This window comes from Streptomyces sp. NPDC002793 (assembly GCF_040295485.1).
Lineage (GTDB): Bacteria > Actinomycetota > Actinomycetes > Streptomycetales > Streptomycetaceae > Streptomyces.
On sequence record NZ_JBEOVL010000017.1, the window covers coordinates 42,005 to 62,271 of the forward strand.

Consider the following 20,267-nt stretch of genomic DNA (forward strand, 5'->3'; position numbering starts at 1 on the left):
GGCCCTCTGCCCGACGGATGTGTCTTCCGGTCTCGCCCGGGACTCATTGGCTGTGCACGATCTGGATCAGGTTGCCGCAGGTGTCGTCCAGGACCGCTGTGGTGACCGGGCCCATCTCCATCGGGTCCTGGGTGAAACGCACCCCGAGCTCGCGCAGCCGGCTGAACTCCGCGGGCACGTCGTCCACGGCGAAGGACGCGGCCGGGATGCCGTCGTCGACCAGCGCCGCCTTGTACGGCTTCACCGCGGGATGGCCGTCGGGCTCCAGCAGGAGTTCGGTCCCGTCGGGGTCCTCCGGCGAGACCACGGTCAGCCACCGGTCCTCGCCCAGCGGGACCTCGGCCTTCTTCACGAAGCCCAGGACGTCCGTGTAGAAGCGCAGGGCCTTCTCCTGGTCATCGACGAAGACGCTGGTCAGGTGGATCTTCATGGGTGCTCTCCGGGGGTTCGGGCGGAAGTGTCCCTGACGGGTGTGTGCTCGACGCGGGAGCCGGGGGCAGCGCGGTCGGGCGCCGCCGGGCTGTGCGCATGCTGAGGCCGTGCCTCGTCGGCGCCCGCCCCGACGCCCGCCGGAGGGGTGCGCATGACCAGCAGGGCGACATCGTCTCCGCTGGGGCCGATGCGGCTGAGCAGCTCGTCGAGGAAATCCTCGATGCCGAGGCCTACCAGGGACGAGGCGTGCCGGCGCAGCGTGGCGAGACCGGCCTCGATGTCCCGGTCGCGGCTCTCGACGAGCCCGTCGGTGTAGAGCAGCAGAGTCGACCGCGGCGGGAGATCCGCGTGGGCGTTGGGCCAGACCAGCCCGAGGTGCAGGGCCGAGCTGAGACCGAGAAGCGGGCCGTGGCCGTCTTCGAGGAATTGTGTGTGCCCTTCGGCCGTGATGAGCAGCGGCGGGGGGTGCCCGGCGTTCACCCAGTGGAGCTGCCAGGGCCCGCCCTCCTCGCCCTCGATGCGCGCGAAGACGCAGGTGGCCATGGGAGCGTCGCTGGTGTGGGTCATGGCCTCGTCCAGACGGTGCATGATCAGGCTGGGGGGCTCCGTCCGGTCCCACGCCAGGGCGCGCAGCATGTTGCGCACCTCCGCCATGTGGGCGGCGGCCTTCAGGTCGTGGCCGACGACGTCCCCGATGACCATCGTCAGGACGCCGTCGCCGAGGAGGAAGGAGTCGTACCAGTCCCCGCCGATCTCCGCGGCGCTCTCGGCGGGCAGATAGCGGGCCGCCAGCTCCAGGTGGTCGACCTGCGGCAGGGGAGTGAGCAGTTGGCGCTGCATGGTCTCGGCGACGTGACGCTGCTGCTCGAAGAGTTCCGCGGCTTCCATGACGAGGCCGGCGCGGCGGGCGATGTCGGAGAGCACGAAGACCTCGGCCTCCGTGTAGGAGGACTCCGGTTCGACGCGTGCCACGGTCAGCGTGCCGAAGACCTGCCGCCGGGTGTGCAGGGGCACCACGACGGCGCAGGTGCCTCCCAGCCGCGCGAACAGTTCCCGGTGGGCGAGTGCGAGCGGGCTGTCCGGCGGCACCGCGAGGGCATCCGCGTCCAGCACGACGGGCTCGGAGCTTCGCAGCGCCTGCACGACCGGTGAACGCGCGGCTTCGGGCACGGGAGGCAGCGGACCGGTGAGACCGTCGGCGTTCCGGTCCCCGTCCGAGGTGCGGACGGCGACGCGCCGCATCGCGCCGGGCTGCCCCGGCGTACGCACGTCGATCGCCGTCCAGTCCCCCATGTCGGGTACGAGCAGTCCCGCCAGCCTGTTCAGCATCTCCGGCGGCTCCAGGGTGGAGATCAGGACCGTCGAGACCTCTGCCACCATCGTCAGCCGCGCGGTGAGTCCCTCCAGCGCGGCGAGGTGGGCCGCGGTCTGCTCGGCGGCGTCCCGGTGCAGGCTGAAGTCATGGAAGACGATCACCGCCCCTTCCCTGCGCCCCTCGTGCCGCAGCGGAGTGGCCGCCCAGATGACCGGCAGCAGGGTGCTGTCCCCGCGGAGGAAGAACTCGTCGCTCCCCTCGGCCGGCCTTCCGTCCTCCAGCACGGTCAGCAGATCGCATTCGCTCCGCGCCACGGTCCCGCCGTTCCGCCGGCGATGCAGCAGGTCATGGATGTCGTGGTCGAGCATCTGATCCCGCGTACGGCCGACGAGCTGTTCCGCGCGCGGGTTGCACGCGGTGATCCGACCGGTGGTGCCGGTGACGAAGACCCCCGCCCCCAGACTGTCGAACACCGTGCGCATGAAGCCGATCTCCGGCAGCTCCTCCGCGGACCTCATCGAGAGGCCCTCGCCGTCCTGGGACCGGCCTCTCCGCTCGTGCCCGCCGTCGTCTGGGAGGTCATGCGCCCATGCCTTCCGCTTCGTGGTCGGAACCGTGCCGGTCCGCGCGGCGACGAGACCGGACGGATGTGGCACCACAGCATGTGTTCATCATTCATCCGGCACGCCCGTTCCGCCGCTCGGGAGGGCGTGAAGGCACGCGTGGGGCCCCGTGCCGGCGCGACCGGTACGGGGCCCCGCGCGTCGGAGGTCTACCTCTCCAGCACCAGGGCGGAGCCCTGGCCCACCCCGATGCACAGCGTCGCCACGCCGACCCCTGAGCCCGCGGCCTTGAGCTGGTGCGCGATCGAGCCCGCGAGGCGGGCTCCCGAGGCGCCGAGCGGGTGGCCGATCGCGATCGCCCCGCCGCGCGGGTTCAGCACGGACGGGTCGAGGTCGGGCCATTCGGCGACGCAGCCCAGCACCTGGGCGGCGAAGGCCTCGTTGAGCTCGAGGGCCGTCAGGTCGGCGAAGCTCCTGCCCGCCCGGTCCAGCGCCCTGTTCACGGCCTCGACCGGGGCGAGCCCGAAGTAGTGCGGCTCGTTGGCCGACACGGCGGAGGCCGTGATCCGGGCCAGGGGCTCCCGGCCGGTGGCCCGCAGGCCCTCCTCGTCGGCCAGCAGCAGGGCCGCCGCGCCGTCGTTCAGCGGGGAGGAGTTGCCCGCGGTGACGGTGCCGCCCTCCGTACGGAAGGCGGGGCGGAGTCCGGCCATGGCCTCCGGCGACGCGTCGTCCCTGACGCACTCGTCCCGGTCCACCACGACCGGTTCGCCCTTGCGGCGCGGGATCGTCAGGGGCGCGATCTCGCCGTCGAACAGGCCTGCCGCCCTGGCGGCCGACGCCTTCCGGTGGGAGGCGAGGGCGAACTCGTCCTGCCGTTCCCGGCTGATGGAGTGCTTCTCGGCGATCAGCTCGGCGCTCTCGCCGAGCGGCACCGTCCACCGCGGCTCCATCCGCGGGTTGACCATGCGCCAGCCCAGGGTGGTCGAGTACATCTCGGTGTGTCCGGCGGGGAAGGCGCGGTCGCTCTTGGGCAGCACGTACGGTGCCCGGGTCATCGACTCGACGCCGCCGGCCACGACGAGGGAGTGGTCCCCGAGTGCCACGGCGCGGGCCGCGTGCACGACGGCTTCGAGGCCGGACGCGCAGAGCCGGTTGACGGTGACGCCGGGAACGGAGACCGGCAGGCCCGCGAGGAGTGCGGCCATCCTGCCGACGTTGCGGTTCTCCTCACCCGCGCCGTTGGCGTTGCCGAGCACCACGTCACCGATGCGCGACGGGTCGAGCTCCGGGGTGCGGCCGAGCAGCGCACGGATGGCGTGGGCGGCGAGGTCGTCGGGCCGCACCTGCGCGAGTGCCCCGTTGTACCTGCCGATCGGGGTGCGGACCGCGTCGACGACGTACACGTCGCGGGGGCGGAAGCTCATGAGGTGATCCTCTCGGCCGTACGGACCGGAGCGGCCGTCCGCTCCAGGACTTCGGCGGTGCTCACTCCGGGGGCGGTCTCCACGAGGACCAGGCCGTCGTCGGTCACGTCGAGCACGGCGAGATCGGTGATGATCCGTTGGACGCACGCCTTGCCGGTGAGCGGCAGCGCGCACTCCTCGACGATCTTCGGGCTGCCGTCCTTGGCGGTGTGCGTCATGGTCACGATGACGCGACGGGCCCCGTGCACGAGGTCCATCGCCCCGCCGATGCCGGTCACCATCTTCCCCGGCACGGCCCAGTTGGCGAGATCACCCCGGGCCGAGACCTCCATCGCCCCGAGCACGGCGGCGTCGATGTGACCGCCGCGGATCATGCCGAAGGAGAGCGCCGAGTCGAAGAACGAGGCGCCCGGCCGGACGGTCACCGTCTCCTTGCCCGCGTTGATCAGATCGGGGTCGACGTCCTCCTCGTACGGGAAGGCGCCGGTCCCCAGGATGCCGTTCTCGGACTCCAGGACGACGTGCACCCCTTCGGGCAGGTGGTTCGGGATCAGCGTCGGCAGCCCGATGCCGAGATTGACGTACTCGCCGTCGCGCAGCTCCGCCGCCGCCCTGGCGGCCATCTCGTTCCGGTTCCAGGCCATCAGTCCCGTGCCTCCCGCTCCGTGATCGTTCGCTTCTCGACCTTCTTGTCCACGGCCTGCTCCGGGGTCAGCGCGACCACCCGCTGCACGAAGATGCCCGGCAGGTGCACGTGGTCCGGATCGATCTCGCCCGGTTCGACCAGCTCCTCGACCTCCGCGACGGTGACGCGGCCGGCCATGGCGGCGAGCGGATTGAAGTTGCGGGCGGACCTGTTGAAGACCAGATTGCCGTGCCGGTCGCCCTTCGCCGCTCTGACGAGGGCGAAGTCGGTGCGGATGCTGTGCTCCAGGACGTACTCGGTGCCGCCGAAGCCGCGCACCTCCTTGGGCGGGGAGGCCACCGCCACTCCGCCCTCGGCGTCGTAGCGCCAGGGGAGTCCGCCGTCGGCGACCTGCGTGCCCACGCCCGCGGGGGTGTAGAACGCCGGGATCCCGGCCCCACCGGCCCGCAGCCGCTCGGCCAGGGTGCCCTGCGGGATCAGCTCGAGCTCCAGCTCACCCCCGAGGTACTGCCGGGCGAACTCCTTGTTCCCGCCGATGTACGAACCGGTCACCCGGCTGATCCGGCCGGCGGAGAGCAGCACCGCGAGACCGGATTCCATCGCTCCGCAGTTGTTGGACACGACATCGAGCCCGCCGGCGCCGTTCGCGTACAGGGCGTCGATCAACACGTTCGGCACACCACTGAGACCGAAGCCCCCGACCGCCACCGAGGCGCCGTCCGGTATGTCGGCGACCGCCGACGCCGCTGACGCGACCACCTTGTCCATGGAACCGTCCATCCATTAGTGTTCGCATGGTGAAGTTTCCTTCACTGTAATGCGAAAGAGTTTGCCGCCCGGGCCGGAGCCCTGTCAATGGTCCCGATCCGTGTCGGCCACGCCCGACTGGAGAGACAGATGCCCCGGACGAGCACCGCGGAGCCCGGCACGGAGGCGCCCGCTGAGGCCGTCGCACCGCTCGTGCGCGGGATCACCGTGCTGCGCAGGCTGAGCGACGCGGACGGCTCCCTCAGCCTCAGCGATCTGGAACGCGCCACCGGGCTCGCCCGCTCCACCGTCGACCGGGTCACGCTCACCCTCGCCCGCACGGGGTACGTCCGCCTCGACGGCAGGACCGTCACCCTCGCGCCGCCCCTGATGGAGCTGGGCAACGCCTATCTGTCCTCGATCCGTCTGCCCGGGCTCCTCGGCGGCCTGGTCGACGCCCTCGCGGACGAACTCGACGAGTCCGTGTCGCTCGCGGTGCCCGACGGCGGGGACATCCGCTTCGTCCACCAGGCCACCCGGCGCCGCGCGATGTCCCTGAGCTTCCGCATCGGCGACCTGCTGCCCGCCGAACGCACCGCCCCCGGCGCGCTCTTCGCCACCCTCTGGGGGCCCGCGGAGTGGCAGGCCTGGCGGCAGAGGCGGGCCTCCGATCCGGCGGGAGCCGGATTCACATCCCTGCCACCGTGTCCGCGTCCGGCGGACGGCACCTTCGAGGAACGGGTGGAAAGGGCCCGGTCCGAAGGCTGGGCGCTGGACGACCAGCTGATCGAACCGGGCCTCCTCGCCCTCGCCGTCCCCGTACGTGACCCCGCCGGCGGGATCACGTGCGTACTCAGCGTGGTCAGCCACACCAGCCGGCACAGCGCGCCCGGGCTCCGCGAGGGCCTGCTGGCCCGGCTGCGCGACGCCGCCGAAGCCATGGAAGGACGACTGCGCGACGCGCCCGACACCCGCGACGCACCCGCCGCCCCGGCACCCCTCGCCTCATGGACGGCGGCCTCGAAGCAGGAACTGGGCAGGGAGTTCATCGAGTCCCTCGCCAGGGGCCTCACCGTCATCACCGCCTTCGGCGACACGGGAGCCGCCCTGACGCTCAGCGCCGTCGCCCGGGCCACCGGCCTGTCCCGCGCCTCCGCGCGCCGCGCGCTGATCACCCTCGAACACCTGGGCTATGTGGCGGTCGACGGGCGTGACCACCGGCTGACCCCGCGCGTCCTGGCGCTCGGATATCCGCCGCTCTCCCGCATCACCCTGCCGCGTATCGCGGAACCGCACCTCGTCGCACTGGCAGGACAGATCCACGACTCGACGTCCCTCGCCGTGCTCGTGGACGACTCGGTGCAGTACGTGGCGCGTGCGGCCACTCATCGCATCATGAACGTCAACATCACCGTCGGCACGCGCTTCCCCGCCTACGCCACCTCGCTGGGCCGCGTCCTGCTGGCCGACCTGCCCCCAGGGGAACTCGCGGGCCTCCTCGACCACGCGGAACTGCGGCCCCTGGCCCCTCACACCGTCACCCGCCGTGCCGCGCTCGAAGCGGTCCTGGAGCGTGTGGCAACCGAGGGGTACGCCCTGGTCGACGAGGAACTGGAAGCGGGCCTGCGCTCGATCGCCGTGCCCGTACGGGACCGCGAGGGCACCGCGGTCGCGGCCGTCAACGTCGCCATGCACAGCAGCAGCCGGACGATCGACGCGTGCCTGGAGCAGGTGCTGCCCCGACTCCGCCTCACCGCCGACAGGATCGAATCCGAACTGCGCACAGCTGCCCGCTTCACCCGCGTGGCCGCGGTCTGAGGAGCGCCAGGTCCCGCAGCCGGCACGGACGACCGGAGGTTCACCGGCAGTGAAGACACGGCCGGGCCCGGCCCGGACATGAGGAGCCGGCCCGCGGCGCCTGCCCTGCTCAGGGTGCGCAGGGCAGCGTGGAATCGGAGGATGCGAAAGGTGGCGAGCCGCACCGGCCCCGTCGTACGAGAAGCCACATCCGAGGGAGACGACACCATGGCGCCCGAACGATCCTCTTCCGGCAGCACCGCGTCACGGGACCCCGGCCTCGCCCGGCCGCTGGCCGAGCGGGCGGGGTGGAGCGAGGTGGACCTGCGCGCCGTCGACACCGTACGGGTCCTCGCCGCCGACGCCGTACAGAAGACCGGCAACGGCCATCCCGGTACGGCGATGAGCCTGGCACCGCTCGCCTACCTGCTGTTCCAGCAGGTCATGCGGCACGACCCCGCCGACGACCAGTGGCTGGGCAGGGACCGCTTCGTCCTCTCCTGCGGCCACACCAGCCTCACGCTGTACATCCAGCTCTACCTGGCCGGCTACGGCCTGGAGATGGACGACCTGAAGGCGCTGCGGACCTGGGACTCGGCGACCCCGGGCCACCCGGAGTACCGGCACACCCGCGGTGTCGAGATCACCACCGGCCCGCTGGGCCAGGGGATGGGCGCCTCCGTCGGGATGGCGATGGCCGCACGCAGGGAGCGGGGCCTCCTCGACCCGGACGCCGCGCCGGGCGAGAGCCCGTTCGACCACCACGTGTACGTGCTGGCGTCCGACGGCGACATGATGGAGGGCGTCGCCTCCGAGGCCGCGTCCCTGGCGGGCCATCAGCAGCTGGGCAACCTCATCACCTTCTACGACTCCAACCACATCTCCATCGAGGACGACACCGACATCTCGTTCAGCGAGGACGTCCCCGCACGCTTCGCCGCGTACGGCTGGCACGTGCAGACCGTGGACTGGACCCGCACGGGCGACTACGTCGAGGACGTCGACGCGCTGCTCGACGCGATCGGGACGGCGAAGGCGGAGCGGTCCCGGCCGTCGCTGATCATGCTGCGCACCGTCATCGGATGGCCCGCCCCGACGAAGAGGAACACCGGAAAGGCTCACGGGGCGGCCCTCGGGGACGACGAGGTCGCCGGCACCAAGCGGCTCCTCGGCTTCGACCCCGAGACGTACTTCCCCGTGGAGGAGGAGGTCCTCGCCCACACCCGGGCCGTGGGGGAGCGGGGCAAGGATGCCAGGAAGCGCTGGGAGCGGACCTACGAGGACTGGCGGGCCGGCCATCCGGAGCGGGCGGCCCTGCTGGACCGGCTGCGGAAGCGGGAGCTGCCCGACGGCTGGACCGACGCGCTCCCGCACTTCCCGGCCGACACGAAGGGCATGGCAACCCGCAAGGCGTCCGGCACGGTGCTCACCGCCCTCGCACCGGTCCTCCCCGAGCTGTGGGGCGGTTCCGCGGACCTCGCGGGCAGCAACAACACCACCATGGACGGCGAGCCCTCCTTCGTCCCCGCCGACCGGCAGACCGAGGAGTTCGCGGGCGGTCCCTACGGGCGGACCCTGCACTTCGGCATCCGTGAGCACGCCATGGGGGCCGTACTCAACGGCATCGCGCTGCAGAGCCTGACGCGCCCGTACGGCGGCACGTTCCTCACGTTCAGCGACTACATGCGCCCGGCGGTCCGCCTCGGCGCCCTGATGAAGCTTGCCGCCACCTATGTGTGGACCCACGACTCGATCGGGCTGGGCGAGGACGGTCCCACCCATCAGCCGGTCGAGCACCTGGCCGCTTTGCGGGCGATCCCCGGGCTCGACGTCGTCCGCCCCGGTGACGCCAACGAGACCACCATCTGCTGGCGGACGATCCTGGAGCACACCGACCGCCCCGCCGGTCTCGTCCTGACCCGGCAGAACCTCCCGGTGCTCGACCGCACGGACGGCGTCCACGCCTCCGCCGAGGGAGCGGCCCGCGGTGCCTACATCCTGGTGGAGGCCGCCGGATCCACCCCCGACGTCATCCTGGTGGCGACGGGATCGGAGGTCCAGATCGCGCTCGACGCCCGCAAAGCGCTGGTCGACGAAGGGCTGGCCGTACGCGTGGTCTCGATGCCCTGCCGCGAATGGTTCGCCGAGCAGCCGCTGTCCTACCAGGACGAGGTGCTGCCACCGGACGTGCGCGCCCGCGTGAGCGTCGAGGCCGCCGTGGGCCAGGGATGGCGCGAGGTGGTCGGCGACGCCGGCCGGATCATCGGTCTGGAGCACTACGGCGCGTCCGCCGACTACGAGCGGCTCTACGCGGAGTTCGGCATCACCGCGGAAGCCGTGGCCACGGCCGCACGCGCCAGCATCCGCGACGCGGTGGAGCCCCCGAGGCCCGGCGGGCGGCGGCCGTGACCGCGCCCGGACCCGGTCGTGTCCTTGTGGCGTCTCAGTGCCGGACCAGGCCGCCGACAGGGACGGGAGCGACGTGGCCGGTCGCCGGAACGGTCCGCGCGAGCGTGAGGCCGATGTCGACCAGCGACGAGCGGCGGAGGCGGGCGACTTCGGGTACGGGTGTCCAGACCGACTCGACGACTTCGCCGTTCGGCTCGGGCCGGAGGCGGCCGCCGATGATACGGACCCGGTAGAAGATGCCGATGTTCTGGTGCTCGACGCCCGCACGCGCGTCGGCTGCGGGAATCACCCGCGAGTCCACACCCAGCAGACGTTCGACCACTGCGTCGCAGCCGGTCTCCTCGGCGACCTCCCGGATCACCGTGTCGAACGGATCCTCCGCGTGCTCGACCCTGCCACCCGGAAGAGTCCAGTCGCCTGACGCGTGGTGGGCGAGCAGCACCAGTCCGTCGTCGACGCACACGGCGTACGCCGCCAGCCGGAAGCCACCCCGCCTCAGCCCGCCCATACCGTTCGTCCCCTGGCCCATCGGACCATCTTGGCCTGTCGGCCGATGAATCCCCTAATCGCCCTAAGGGCTGTCCCGCAACTCCCGGCGGGCGCACGACGACGGCTACGGCACCTCGCCGCGTTGTCGGAACATCCCCATACATCCAGTATGCGGACGTCCCTCCGCCTTGCGATGCACCGCATCTGACGCCGCGCGCTGATTCACCGGGAATCGCGGGACAGCCCTCAGCTCATCTGACGCCGCACCAGTTCATGCAGCTGCCCGGTCGTGTCAGCCAGGAGCTCCGCGGGCGGCCCTTCCTGGACGACACGGCCGTCGGCCATCACGATCACGCGATCGGCGTCCATCACGGTGGACAGCCGGTGCGCGATCACCACACGGGTGGCCCGCAGGGACCGGGTGCTCTCGATCACCGTGCGCTGCGTCTCGTTGTCCAGCGCGCTGGTGGCCTCGTCGAAGAACAGGATGCGGGGCCGGCGTACGAGCGCCTGGGCGATCATCAGCCGTTGTCGCTGGCCCCCTGAGATCGAGCCGCCGCCGGAGATCATCGTGTGCAGCCCCATCGGCATGCGCTTGATGTCCTCGGCCAGGCCCGCCATCGCGGCGGCCTCCCACGCCTCCTCCTGGGTGAAGACCTCGGCGCCGCAGATGCAGTCCAGGATCGATCCGGACAGCGGCTGGGCGTTCTGCAGGACCACGCCGCACTGACGGCGCACCGCTGCCTGGTCGAGCGCCGTCAGGTCCTGCCCGTCGTACAGGACACTGCCCGAGACGGGCCTGTCGAATCCGATGAGCAGCCGCAGCAGCGTCGATTTACCGCACCCGCTGGGGCCCACGACCGCGACGAACTCGCCCGGCCGGACCGTCAGCGACACCTCGTCGAGGACCGTGGGCCCGTCGTCGGAGTAGCGGAAGGACACCCCCCGGGCCTCGATCTCCCCGGACAGCTCGCCCGGTTGCGTGCTGGCGCCGCGCACCTCGGGCGCCTCGTCGAGCACCGGCTTGATCTGCTCGAACATGGGAAGCACGGCGGCTGCGGACACGAACGCGCCGGTGAGCTGGGTGACAGCCGTCAGCAGCATCGTCACGGACGTGTTGAAGGTCAGGAACTCGGCGGCCGTCAGGGAACCGCGCGCCGGTCCCGCCAGCAGCACGAAGATGATCAGCGAACACAGCGGCAGGTAGACCGCGTTGAGGACCGTCGTCAGATTCTTGATCCGTCCCGCCCGCTTCTGCAGCTCACGGCTGCGGGCGAACTCCCCGGCCCATGCTCCGTACGCGAAGCTCTCCGCCGCCGCGACACGCAGTTTCGGCAGTCCCCGCAGAGTCTGGAACGCCTGGTTGTTCAGCTTGTTCCCCAGCTCGACCAGCCGGCGCTGCCAGCGCAGCTCCCCCATGCCCATGGTGAGGAACACCCCCGCGATGACGACCAGCATCGCCACGGCCGCGAGCGCCAGCGGAACGCTGAACCACAGCAGCAGGCCCAGATTCATCGCCCCGAGCGTGCCCGCCTGCACCACGACGGGGCCGGTGCCGGACAGCACCCGGCGGATGGCGCTGACGCCCATGGCCGCGCTCGCCAGTTCCCCCGTGGACCGCTCGGTGAAGAACTTCGTCGGCAGCCGCAGCAGCCGGTCCCAGACCGCGGGCTGCAGTGTGCTCTCGATCCGCCCCTCCAGCCGCAGGATCGTGAGATTCTGCATCAGCGTGAAGGCCGCCGAGACGACACCGGCGATGATCACGGAGAGCGAGACCTGCACGATGAGGTCCGTCCGGGCGTTCGGCACGTACACACCGAGCACCTTGCCCGTCGCGATCGGCACCAGCGCACCCAGTGCGACGGTCACCAGACCCGCCAGTACCAGCCTCCGCAGATCGCCCCGTGTGCCGAACAGACCGAAGCGCAACAGCTGCCACCTGCCCGACGGCCGCTCGGGCAGCGGCCGGTAGAACATCACGGCCCGCTCCTCGAATTCCTCGGCCGAGGTGCCGTCGACCCGGCTGCGCCGCCCGGTCAGCGGGTTGACCGCCTCGTAGCGGCCGCGGCGCCGGAGCAGGGCGACGGGCACCCCGGACGCGGCACGGTGGCCCACCAGAGGCCCGAAGTCCTCCCGCCACCACCGCCCGGTGAGCCGCACCGCACGGGTACGGACGCGTGAGGCGACCGCGACGCGCTCGACCGGGTCGACACGGTCGCTCACCGCGCCTCCCGCCGCGGGCTCCGCGAGGACGATCCCGGAATCCCGGGCCACCAGACGGCACGCCGCGTACACCGCGTCGTCCGAGGCACCCGCGGCGGGCGACGCGCCCCTCCCGGACCGGCCGATCGACGTCAGCAGCGCCCGGTCGGCCTCCCTGCGGACGGCCTCGCCCGCCTTCATCCCAGCCGCGGTCCGGTCCTCGTGCGCCCGCTCCAGCTGTTCGATCCAGCGGTCCAGCGCCGACAGCAGGCGGAATTGCTGATTGACCATCCCCTGCCACATCGCCGGTTCGACGAGCAGATCGCCCGCCGCCTCGGCGCTGAACGCGGCGCCGTACTGGACACTGCCGGGCGACACCGGCAGCCAGAGGATGTCGTCGTCACCCACCGTTCCGTCGAAAGCGGTCCGCCCGTCCAGCGGCGCTTCGAACAGCACTCGCCGGCTACGGCCCACACCGAGCGAGAAGGCGTGCTCCAGCAGACTCAGCGTGGCGTCCCCGGTGTCGTAGTGGCTGCGGTACCGATGGTCGTACGCCCCCTGGTCGGCGTACTCCGGCCGGTACAGCTCACGCAGCGGGATCCGGCGCAGCGCGCACTCCTGGAGGGGCCGGCCGACCAGGGTGTGCTGCGGGCCCTCGACCGGGCCCAGGACCAGCGTGCCCGGCTCGAGACGGCCCAGGAAGTGCCAGTGGCCCTGCTCAGCCGCGTCCACGGCGAACAGGTCGAGTGCGCCGCCCACGACGAGCCACAGCACCTGGGGGCCCTCCAGCGACAGGCTCCGCAGCCCGGTGCAGTCGACCGGTGCGCCGAGCGCGCCGAGCGCGCCGATGACAGGGTCCTCCCCGGGCGCGTCCGTGCCGGCGAGAGGGTGTACGGATGCCACGTCAGTGCTCCCTGACCAGATCGGCGTACGGGCCGCCTGCGGACACCAGATGCTCGTGGCGCCCGCGCTCCACCACCGTCCCGTGGTCCAGGACCACGATCTCGTCGCTGTCGCGCACCGTGCTCAGCCGGTGCGCGATCACCACGCAGGCACAGCCGCGCCGCCGCAGGTTGTCGATGATGACGCGCTCCGTCTCGGCGTCCAGCGCGCTGGTGACCTCGTCCAGGACCAGGATGCTGGGGCGCCGCACGAGGGCCCTGGCGATCTCCAGACGCTGGCGCTGCCCGCCGGAGAAGTTGCGGCCGTCCTGCTCCACCCGGCTGTGGATGCCGCGCGGTCGGCGGGCCACCACGTCGTACAGCGCGGCGTCCCGCAGGGCCTCGGTCACGGCCTCGTCCGGGACCGAGGGGTCCCACAGTGCCACGTTGTCCCGGACCGTCCCCTCGAAGAGGAAGACGTCCTGGTCGACGAAGGACACGGACGCCGCCAGTGCCCCCCGGGGTATGTCCTCCAGACACTGTCCGTCGATGCGGATCGTCCCCTCCCACGGGCTGTAGAGCCCCGAGATGAGCCGTGAGACCGTCGACTTGCCGCTGCCCGAACCGCCGACCAGCGCCACCTGCTGCCCCGGTCCGACGGAGAGCGAGAAGCCGGTGAGCAGCGGCTTGTCGAGCGGGCTGTAGCCGAAGGTGATGTTCTCCAGCGACACATGGCCCTTGAGCCGACGGGTGCTCGCGGCCGGCTCGGGGCGGGAGTACAGCGGGTCGACGGGGAAGTTCTCCACATCCTTGAGACGGGCCACGTCGGCCGCGAAGTCCTGGACCCTGCCCGCCACCCCGTTGAGCCGGGTGAGCGGCGCGGTGAAGCGGGTCACCAGCGCCTGGAACGCGACGAGCAGCCCGATCGAGATGTGCCCCTCGACGGCCCGGAGACCCCCGATCCACAGGATCAGGGCGCTGTTGAGCGTCGCGAGGGCGGGGGCGACGATGCCCAGCCAGGCACTCGGGACACCGAGGCGCTGCTGCTCCTCCAGAGTCGCCGCGTGCTGCCCCGCCCACCGGCGGAAGTACCCGTTCTCGCCACCTGTGGCCTTCATCGTCTCGATCAGCTGGAGACCGGTGTACGAGGTGTTCGTCAACCGTGCGGTGTCGGCACGCAGCTTCTGCGTGCCGACGGCACGCAGCCGCACGACGACGCGCATCGCGACCACGTTGAGCAGCGCTATCCCCACCCCGATGACGGTCAGTTGCGGATCGTAGGTCCACAGCAGGAACGCGTAGAGAAGGACGACGATGCCGTCGACACCGGCCGCGGTGAGATCCCGGGCGAGTGTCTCGGCCACGGCGTCGTTCGACTGGAGCCGCTGGACCAGATCGGCCGGACTGCGCTGCGAGAAGAAGGTGACCGGCAGCCGGAGCAGATGCCGGAAGAATCGGGCGCTGCCGAGCGTGGACGAGATGATGCGCCCGCGCAGCAGATTCGCCTGCTGCAGCCAGGTCAGTACGACGGTGAGGGCGACCATGCTGCCCATCGAGGCGAACAGCACGCCCAGCAGCGAGGTCTGCTCGCCAATCATGAACATGTCGATATAGGTACGGCTCAGGGCCGGGAGCGTCGCCCCGACGGCCACCAGCAGCAGGCTGGCGACCAGCGCGACCAGCATCGTCCCCGTCGTGCCGCGCAGCCGGGCCGGCAGCGCGGACACGACACCGGGCTTCCGGCCGCCGCGCCGGAAGCCCTCGCCGGGCTCCAGGACGAGGACCACACCGGTGAAGCTGGTGTCGAAATCCTCCGCGGGTACGAAGCGGCGCCCCTTGTCCGGGTCGTTGATGTGCACGCCCCGCCGCCCGAGACGGCGCCCTGTGCCGTCGTACACGACGTAGTGGTTGAACTCCCAGAAGAGGATCGCGGGCGCCTGCACCTCCGCGAGCGCCGCGGGCTCCATCTGCATGCCCTTGGCCTGGAGTCCGTAACTGCGGGCGGCCTTGAGTACGTTGCCGGCCCGTGAGCCGTCACGCGAGACACCGCAGGCGATCCGCAGTTCCTCCAGCGGCACATGGCGGCCGTGGTGCGCGAGGACCATCGCCAGCGAGGCCGCACCGCACTCCAGAGCCTCCATCTGGAGCACGGTGGGCGTGTGCACGGTCCTGGTGCGTGCGGTACGCGGCCGTCGTCTGTCGCCAGGGGCTCCTTCCGGACGGTGCCTGCCGCGGCCGGGAGGCGGCAACTGCTGGGCGGCGGGGGAGGGGTGCGGTGCGGTCACGGGAGCAGCCAATCGATCGGGTGCCGGTCGGCGAGACGGACGGAGCCGGTGGCCAGGGTCATGGAGCCGATCGGGTACGGGGGGCCGTCGGCCGAGGACCACCGGTAGCCGGACTTCGTGGAGTCCGAGCGCTCGATCCTCACCAGGACCGGCAAGGGCCTGCCGTGCCGGGAGAACTGCTCGCCGAGCTGGGCGTCCCCGAGGAAGCGGGTGATCTGCTGCTGGGTCTGCGCGGCTCTGCCGACCGCCGCCACCTCTCCACGCAGCACCCCGTACTGCTGGGCGGGTACGGACTGGACGGTGAGATCGACGCCGGCGCCCACCGGGACCGAGGCGGCACTGCTCCCGGACACGTACAGCAGGACCACCAGTGGATCGTCGGCACCGTCGATCCGCTCGACGCTCGCCACGTCCGCGCCGGTGGTGACCACCGCCCCGACCGTGGCGGTCACCGTGGTGAGCCGGCCGGCGTCGATCGTACGGACGACGCGTTCGCCCTGCTCCGTAAGGACCTTGAGCAGCGGGGAGTCCCGGGGCAGGGTCTCGCCCTCGTCGGCGAGCACCTCGGTGACCTGGCCGGCGACCGGGCTCTGCAGGAGGTAACTGCCGCGGGAATGCGTGAGGATGCCGGGCGCGTCGAGCGTGCCGGCGACGGAGCCCGTCACGGCCCAGAAGCAGGCGGCGGCCATCACGGCGACGGTGACACAGAGGACGAGCAGGCCCTGCGGGCGGGCGAAGCGCACCGGAAGATCGAGCTGCTCGGGCGACTGCAGCTTGGAGAGTGCCTGCTGGCGGAACTGCACTGAACTCTTCCCTCACCTGTCAGCGATCGGCACCGAGCCCCGGAACCGATCGGTTCCGGGGCCCGGTGGGGTGGTGCCGTGTCTCTCAGAGACCGGCGGTCAGGCCGGAGGTCAGGCCGGTGACCGCGCCCGTGTTCACGCCGGTGGCGGACTCGACGAGACCGGTGACCGAGCCGACAGCGCCGGCGACCGGGACGATGCCCTCGACGGTGCCCGTGACGTTGCCGAGCACGCCGCCGACGAGGCCGCCCGAGACGTTGTCGAGGTCGGCGTCGGAGATCTCGGCGGTCTCGACCTGGGGGGTGTAGTTCATGATGAGCGCTGCCCTTCGTATGGAAATTGCTTCTGTACGGAAATCCGGTGGTGCGACTTCCGTATGGCCCAGGATCAAAGCACGCCCGTGCCTCGTGCGGCGAATCGAACGCGGGTGGGTCCGTGATTGTCGGACCGCCTGGAGCGGCCGGCGTGCAGAAGCATTCATTTCGTGGCGGCAGATCCTCCACGAATTTCACCGAACGAGTTCCGCACCGCCGCGGCCCCACGTTCCCCAAGTGGGGCACTCTCATCCCAATCGACCCCCGTATAGGCCTGGACCTGGCATTTTGTGCCGGATCCGGTGACCGGTCCGTGCACGCCGTGTGCAGGTTCACGGGTCTGGTGGCCTCGGGCATTCCGGGTGCGAGTGATCCGCCTGCGGGTGTGAGTTCGGAATGTATCGGTATTCACGGCATGGTGAAAGGTGAGGGGGGTTCGCCTTCTGTTCGTATGTCTTCTGCAACTGAATGGGGCGCATATGAAACTTTTCCCGGTCCGGAGTGGCCGCCGTGTCACGTCGTCTGTGAATACGTGAAGGAAATGAGCCGCCTTTTGTGGCGGCCGTGAACGGTGCGCCCGTTCGTGCACCCCTTCTTATGGTCGAGTGGGGCCTCGATTCATCCGATGAACGTCTGCACCACCCTTCTCTCCGGGCGAGGAGTGGCGCTACCATCGGGTGCCGTATGGGAGCGCTCCCATCTCTGTGTCAGCCCCGTACCGCCGCCGCGCGGCGGTCAGCTCGGAGAGGACGTTTCCGTGCGTTTGAGTACCAGACCGATCGCCGCCGTTCTGGCGGCACTTGCCCTCACCGCCGGGTTGTCGATCACCGGAAGCCCGGCCGTGGCACGCCCGGACGAGGGGACCGCCGCAGCCGAAGCATCGGATGTGTCCATCGCGGCGGACACCTACACGTGGAAGAACGCGCGGATCGACGGCGGTGGCTTCGTGCCGGGCATCGTCTTCAACCGGTCCGAGAAGGACCTCGCCTACGCGCGCACCGACATCGGCGGCGCCTACCGCTGGGACCAGGCCGGCAAGCGGTGGACACCGCTGCTGGACTGGGTGGACTGGGACCGATGGGGCTGGTCCGGAGTCGTGAGCCTCGCCTCCGACCCGGCCGAGCCCGACAACGTGTACGCCGCCGTCGGCACGTACACCAACAGCTGGGACCCGACGGACGGAGCGGTCCTGCGCTCCTCGGACCGTGGCGCCTCCTGGAAGGCCTCCACGCTGCCCTTCAAGCTCGGCGGCAACATGCCGGGACGAGGGATGGGGGAGCGGCTCGCGGTCGATCCGAACGAGAACTCCGTCCTGTACCTCGGCGCCCCCAGCGGCAACGGACTGTGGCGGTCCACCGACTCGGGGGTCACCTGGTCCGAGGTGACCGCCTTCCCGAACCCCGGCAACTACGCACAGGACCCGTCCGACACCAGCGGATACGGCAACGACAACCAGGGCATCGTCTGGGTGACCTTCGACGAGCGCTCCGGCAGTGCGGGAGGTGTCACCCAGGACATCTACGTCGGGGTCGCCGACAAGGAGAACACCGTCTACCGCTCCACGGACGGCGGCGGCACCTGGTCCAGGATCGCCGGACAGCCGACCGGATACCTCGCGCACAAGGGTGTACTCGACTCCGCCACGGGCCACCTCTATCTGACGCTCAGTGACACGGGCGGCCCGTACGACGGTGCCAAGGGCCGGATCTGGCGCTACGACACGGAGTCCGGCGCGTGGACGGACGTCAGTCCCGTCGCGGAGGCCGACACCTACTACGGCTTCAGTGGCCTCTCCGTCGACCGGCAGCAGCCCGGGACCCTGATGGCGACCGCCTACAGCTCCTGGTGGCCCGACACCCAGATCTTCCGCTCCACCGACAGCGGGGCGACGTGGACCCAGGCGTGGGACTACACCAGCTATCCGAACCGCTCGAACCGGTACACGCTGGACGTCTCCTCGGTGCCCTGGCTCAGCTGGGGAGCCGACCCGTCCCCGCCGGAGACCGCCCCCAAGCTCGGCTGGATGACGGAGTCCCTGGAGATCGACCCGTTCGACTCGAACCGGATGATGTACGGCACGGGTGCGACGGTCTACGGCACCGAGAACCTCACGTCCTGGGACTCCGGCGGGCAGTTCACGATCACGCCCATGGTCGAGGGCCTGGAGGAGACGGCCGTCAACGACCTGGCGAGTCCGCCCTCGGGCGCACCGCTGCTGAGCGCTCTGGGTGACATCGGAGGCTTCCGGCACACGGACCTCGACGAGGTGCCCGCCATGATGTTCACCTCGCCGAACCTGGACTCGACGACCAGCCTCGACTTCGCGGAGACGTCCCCCGGCACGGTCGTACGGGTCGGCAACGCCGACGCCGCTCCGCACATCGGCTTCTCCACCGACAACGGAGCCAACTGGTTCCAGGGCTCCGAGCCCTCCGGTGTCACCGGCGGCGGCACGGTCGCCGCAGCTGCTGACGGCAGCGGCTTCGTCTGGAGTCCGGACGGCGCTGCCGTCCACCACACCACCGGGTACGGCAACTCCTGGTCCGCCTCCACCGGAATCCCGGCAGGGGCGACCGTCGAGTCGGACCGTAAGAACCCGAAGAAGTTCTACGGATTCAAGGCCGGCACCTTCTACGTGTCCACCGACGGCGGAGCCACCTTCACCGCGAAGGCGACCGGGCTGCCGACCGAGGGCAACATCCGCTTCAAGGCACTGCCCGGCGCGGAAGGCGACATCTGGCTGGCGGGCGGCGCTTCGACGGGCACGTACGGGCTCTGGCGCTCCACCGACTCCGGCGCGAGTTTCACCAGGTTCTCCGGCGTGGAACAGGCCGACAGCGTCGGCTTCGGCAAGGCGGCCCCCGGGGCCGCATATCAGACCGTCTTCGTCAGCGCGAAGATCGGCGGCGTCCGTGGCATCTTCCGGTCGACGGACACGGGTGCCACCTGGACGCGGATCAACGACGACGCACACCAGTGGGCCTGGACCGGCGCCGCGATCACCGGAGACCCTCGGGTCCACGGGCGGGTGTACGTCTCCACCAACGGCCGGGGGATCCAGGTGGGCGAGTCCTCGGACACCGACGGCGGGGGCACGGACCCGGATCCCGATCCGGACCCGGAGGAAGCCGACTGCTCGGTGAGGTACAAGGTCACCAACCAGTGGTCCGGCGGCTTCCAGGCCGAGGTGACGGTCACCAACACCGGCGGCACGGCCTATGACGGCTGGCATCTGGACTGGTCCTTCCCCGGAGACCAGAAGGTCACCCAGATGTGGAACGCAACCCACCGGCAGACAGGGGCGAAGGTGACCGCGACGGACGTCGGCTGGAACGGCACGGTGGCACCCGGCTCCTCGGCCGGCTTCGGATTCACCGGTACGTCGACGGACGGCAGCACCGAGCCGGAAGCGTTCACGCTGGACGGCGAGGCCTGCACCGCCGGCTGACGCCCCGGCGGGCCGGTGCGGGGAGAGCGTCCCCCGCACCGGCTCCCCGCCCCGCTCGGGCCCCTCTACACCGCTGGCCCTCGCCGCCCAAACCTCCCTCCGGCGTGGCGTGCCGTCCAACGGGTGACATCTGGCTGCCTGTCACACGATGAGCCCACCGCGTAGCTCGAATGCGGCTCTCCCGAGTGGTGCCCCTCCGGATTTCCGCTGACGGTGGATCACGTCGCACCCGTGATCCGATGAGCCGACAACCAGCCGGCCAGCGCGGGAGTGACGGAAGGACTGTGTATCCATGCGCTCTGCCCGCACCCTGTTCGCCTCGGCCGCCGTCACGGCGGTCCTCGCGGTCTCCGCCCCCGCCGCATACGCCGTGACCTCGGCGGACGACTGGGACAAGGACAGCGGCTCCTCCGCGAGCAGCAACGACGACCGCGAGAAGCCGGACTCGTGGAAGCACGACAAGCCCGAGGGCGGTGTGCACGCCGGTGGTGGTGCGCTGGCCGGCGTGTCGG

General features: G+C 71.0%; 13 protein-coding genes and 1 pseudogene. 4 read left to right on the forward strand and 10 right to left on the reverse strand.

The features are described from left to right. Positions 1-43: 43 nt before the first annotated feature. The 5 genes from ABT001_RS18500 to ABT001_RS18520 all read right to left on the reverse strand — a co-directional run bounded on the left by ABT001_RS18500 (position 44) and on the right by ABT001_RS18520 (position 5,148). Entirely contained in the window at positions 44-430 is a 387-nt protein-coding gene (locus ABT001_RS18500; protein ID WP_351278408.1) for a VOC family protein, read from the reverse strand. Continuing rightward, positions 427-2,265 carry a SpoIIE family protein phosphatase gene (locus ABT001_RS18505; protein ID WP_351278410.1) on the reverse strand — a complete coding sequence of 613 codons (1,839 nt, stop codon included), beginning with the start codon at positions 2,263-2,265 and terminating at the stop codon, positions 427-429. Before ABT001_RS18505 ends, ABT001_RS18500 begins: the two co-directional genes overlap by 4 nt. A gap of 254 nt (positions 2,266-2,519) precedes the next feature. Then, positions 2,520-3,734 carry a thiolase family protein gene (locus ABT001_RS18510; protein WP_351278412.1) on the reverse strand — a complete coding sequence of 405 codons (1,215 nt, stop codon included), beginning with the start codon at positions 3,732-3,734 and terminating at the stop codon, positions 2,520-2,522. After that, positions 3,731-4,378 carry a CoA transferase subunit B gene (locus ABT001_RS18515; RefSeq protein ID WP_351278415.1) on the reverse strand — a complete coding sequence of 216 codons (648 nt, stop codon included), beginning with the start codon at positions 4,376-4,378 and terminating at the stop codon, positions 3,731-3,733. Before ABT001_RS18515 ends, ABT001_RS18510 begins: the two co-directional genes overlap by 4 nt. Next, positions 4,378-5,148 (reverse strand): CoA transferase subunit A, encoded by a 771-nt coding sequence (locus ABT001_RS18520; RefSeq protein WP_351278688.1) that lies wholly within the window; start codon positions 5,146-5,148, stop codon positions 4,378-4,380. Before ABT001_RS18520 ends, ABT001_RS18515 begins: the two co-directional genes overlap by 1 nt. Before the next feature lie 129 nt (positions 5,149-5,277). Here ABT001_RS18520 and ABT001_RS18525 point away from each other — a divergent pair, with 129 nt between their 5' ends. Then, positions 5,278-6,945: an IclR family transcriptional regulator domain-containing protein gene (locus ABT001_RS18525; protein ID WP_351278417.1), complete on the forward strand. Its 1,668-nt coding sequence runs from the start codon at positions 5,278-5,280 to the stop codon at positions 6,943-6,945. 207 nt (positions 6,946-7,152) lie between these two features. After that, positions 7,153-9,333 carry a transketolase gene (gene tkt / locus ABT001_RS18530; protein WP_351278419.1) on the forward strand — a complete coding sequence of 727 codons (2,181 nt, stop codon included), beginning with the start codon at positions 7,153-7,155 and terminating at the stop codon, positions 9,331-9,333. A gap of 34 nt (positions 9,334-9,367) precedes the next feature. Here the strand turns inward: tkt and ABT001_RS18535 are convergent, their stop codons facing one another. From ABT001_RS18535 to ABT001_RS18555, 5 genes are all read right to left on the reverse strand, one after another. Then, positions 9,368-9,862, reverse strand: coding sequence for an NUDIX hydrolase (locus ABT001_RS18535; protein ID WP_351278422.1), 495 nt, complete (start codon positions 9,860-9,862; stop codon positions 9,368-9,370). A gap of 206 nt (positions 9,863-10,068) precedes the next feature. Then, complete coding sequence (locus ABT001_RS18540) at positions 10,069-12,927, reverse strand: NHLP bacteriocin export ABC transporter permease/ATPase subunit (protein WP_351278424.1); 2,859 nt, start codon at positions 12,925-12,927, stop codon at positions 10,069-10,071. A gap of 1 nt (position 12,928) precedes the next feature. Further along, the gene (locus ABT001_RS18545; protein ID WP_351278427.1) at positions 12,929-15,190 is read right to left on the reverse strand and encodes an NHLP family bacteriocin export ABC transporter peptidase/permease/ATPase subunit; all 2,262 of its coding nucleotides are present in this window, start codon (positions 15,188-15,190) and stop codon (positions 12,929-12,931) included. Continuing rightward, positions 15,187-15,993, reverse strand: a complete 807-nt coding sequence (locus ABT001_RS18550) for an HlyD family efflux transporter periplasmic adaptor subunit (protein ID WP_351278429.1) — start codon at positions 15,991-15,993, stop codon at positions 15,187-15,189. Before ABT001_RS18550 ends, ABT001_RS18545 begins: the two co-directional genes overlap by 4 nt. A gap of 85 nt (positions 15,994-16,078) precedes the next feature. After that, entirely contained in the window at positions 16,079-16,306 is a 228-nt protein-coding gene (locus ABT001_RS18555; protein ID WP_351278431.1) for a type A2 lantipeptide, read from the reverse strand. Positions 16,307-17,064: 758 nt separating this feature from the next. On the opposite strand from ABT001_RS18555, the gene ABT001_RS18560 reads away from it, so the two are divergent. After that, on the forward strand, positions 17,065-19,755 hold the full coding sequence (locus tag ABT001_RS18560; protein WP_351278433.1) for a cellulose binding domain-containing protein: 2,691 nt from the start codon (positions 17,065-17,067) through the stop codon (positions 19,753-19,755). Positions 19,756-20,047: 292 nt separating this feature from the next. Further along, a pseudogene (locus ABT001_RS18565) lies at positions 20,048-20,267 on the forward strand (hypothetical protein); the annotation flags it as partial.

What these genes read in the sequence shown, in the direction of transcription:
- ABT001_RS18520 (WP_351278688.1), bottom strand. Translation starts at nt 5,148, where the DNA reads ATGGACAAGGTGGTCGCGTCAGCGGCGTCGGCGGTCGCCGACATACCG.
- ABT001_RS18505 (WP_351278410.1), bottom strand. Translation starts at nt 2,265, where the DNA reads ATGAGGTCCGCGGAGGAGCTGCCGGAGATCGGCTTCATGCGCACGGTG.
- ABT001_RS18555 (WP_351278431.1), bottom strand. Translation starts at nt 16,306, where the DNA reads ATGAACTACACCCCCCAGGTCGAGACCGCCGAGATCTCCGACGCCGAC.
- ABT001_RS18535 (WP_351278422.1), bottom strand. Translation starts at nt 9,862, where the DNA reads ATGGGCCAGGGGACGAACGGTATGGGCGGGCTGAGGCGGGGTGGCTTC.
- ABT001_RS18510 (WP_351278412.1), bottom strand. Translation starts at nt 3,734, where the DNA reads ATGAGCTTCCGCCCCCGCGACGTGTACGTCGTCGACGCGGTCCGCACC.
- ABT001_RS18515 (WP_351278415.1), bottom strand. Translation starts at nt 4,378, where the DNA reads ATGGCCTGGAACCGGAACGAGATGGCCGCCAGGGCGGCGGCGGAGCTG.
- tkt (WP_351278419.1), top strand. Translation starts at nt 7,153, where the DNA reads ATGGCGCCCGAACGATCCTCTTCCGGCAGCACCGCGTCACGGGACCCC.
- ABT001_RS18500 (WP_351278408.1), bottom strand. Translation starts at nt 430, where the DNA reads ATGAAGATCCACCTGACCAGCGTCTTCGTCGATGACCAGGAGAAGGCC.
- ABT001_RS18525 (WP_351278417.1), top strand. Translation starts at nt 5,278, where the DNA reads ATGCCCCGGACGAGCACCGCGGAGCCCGGCACGGAGGCGCCCGCTGAG.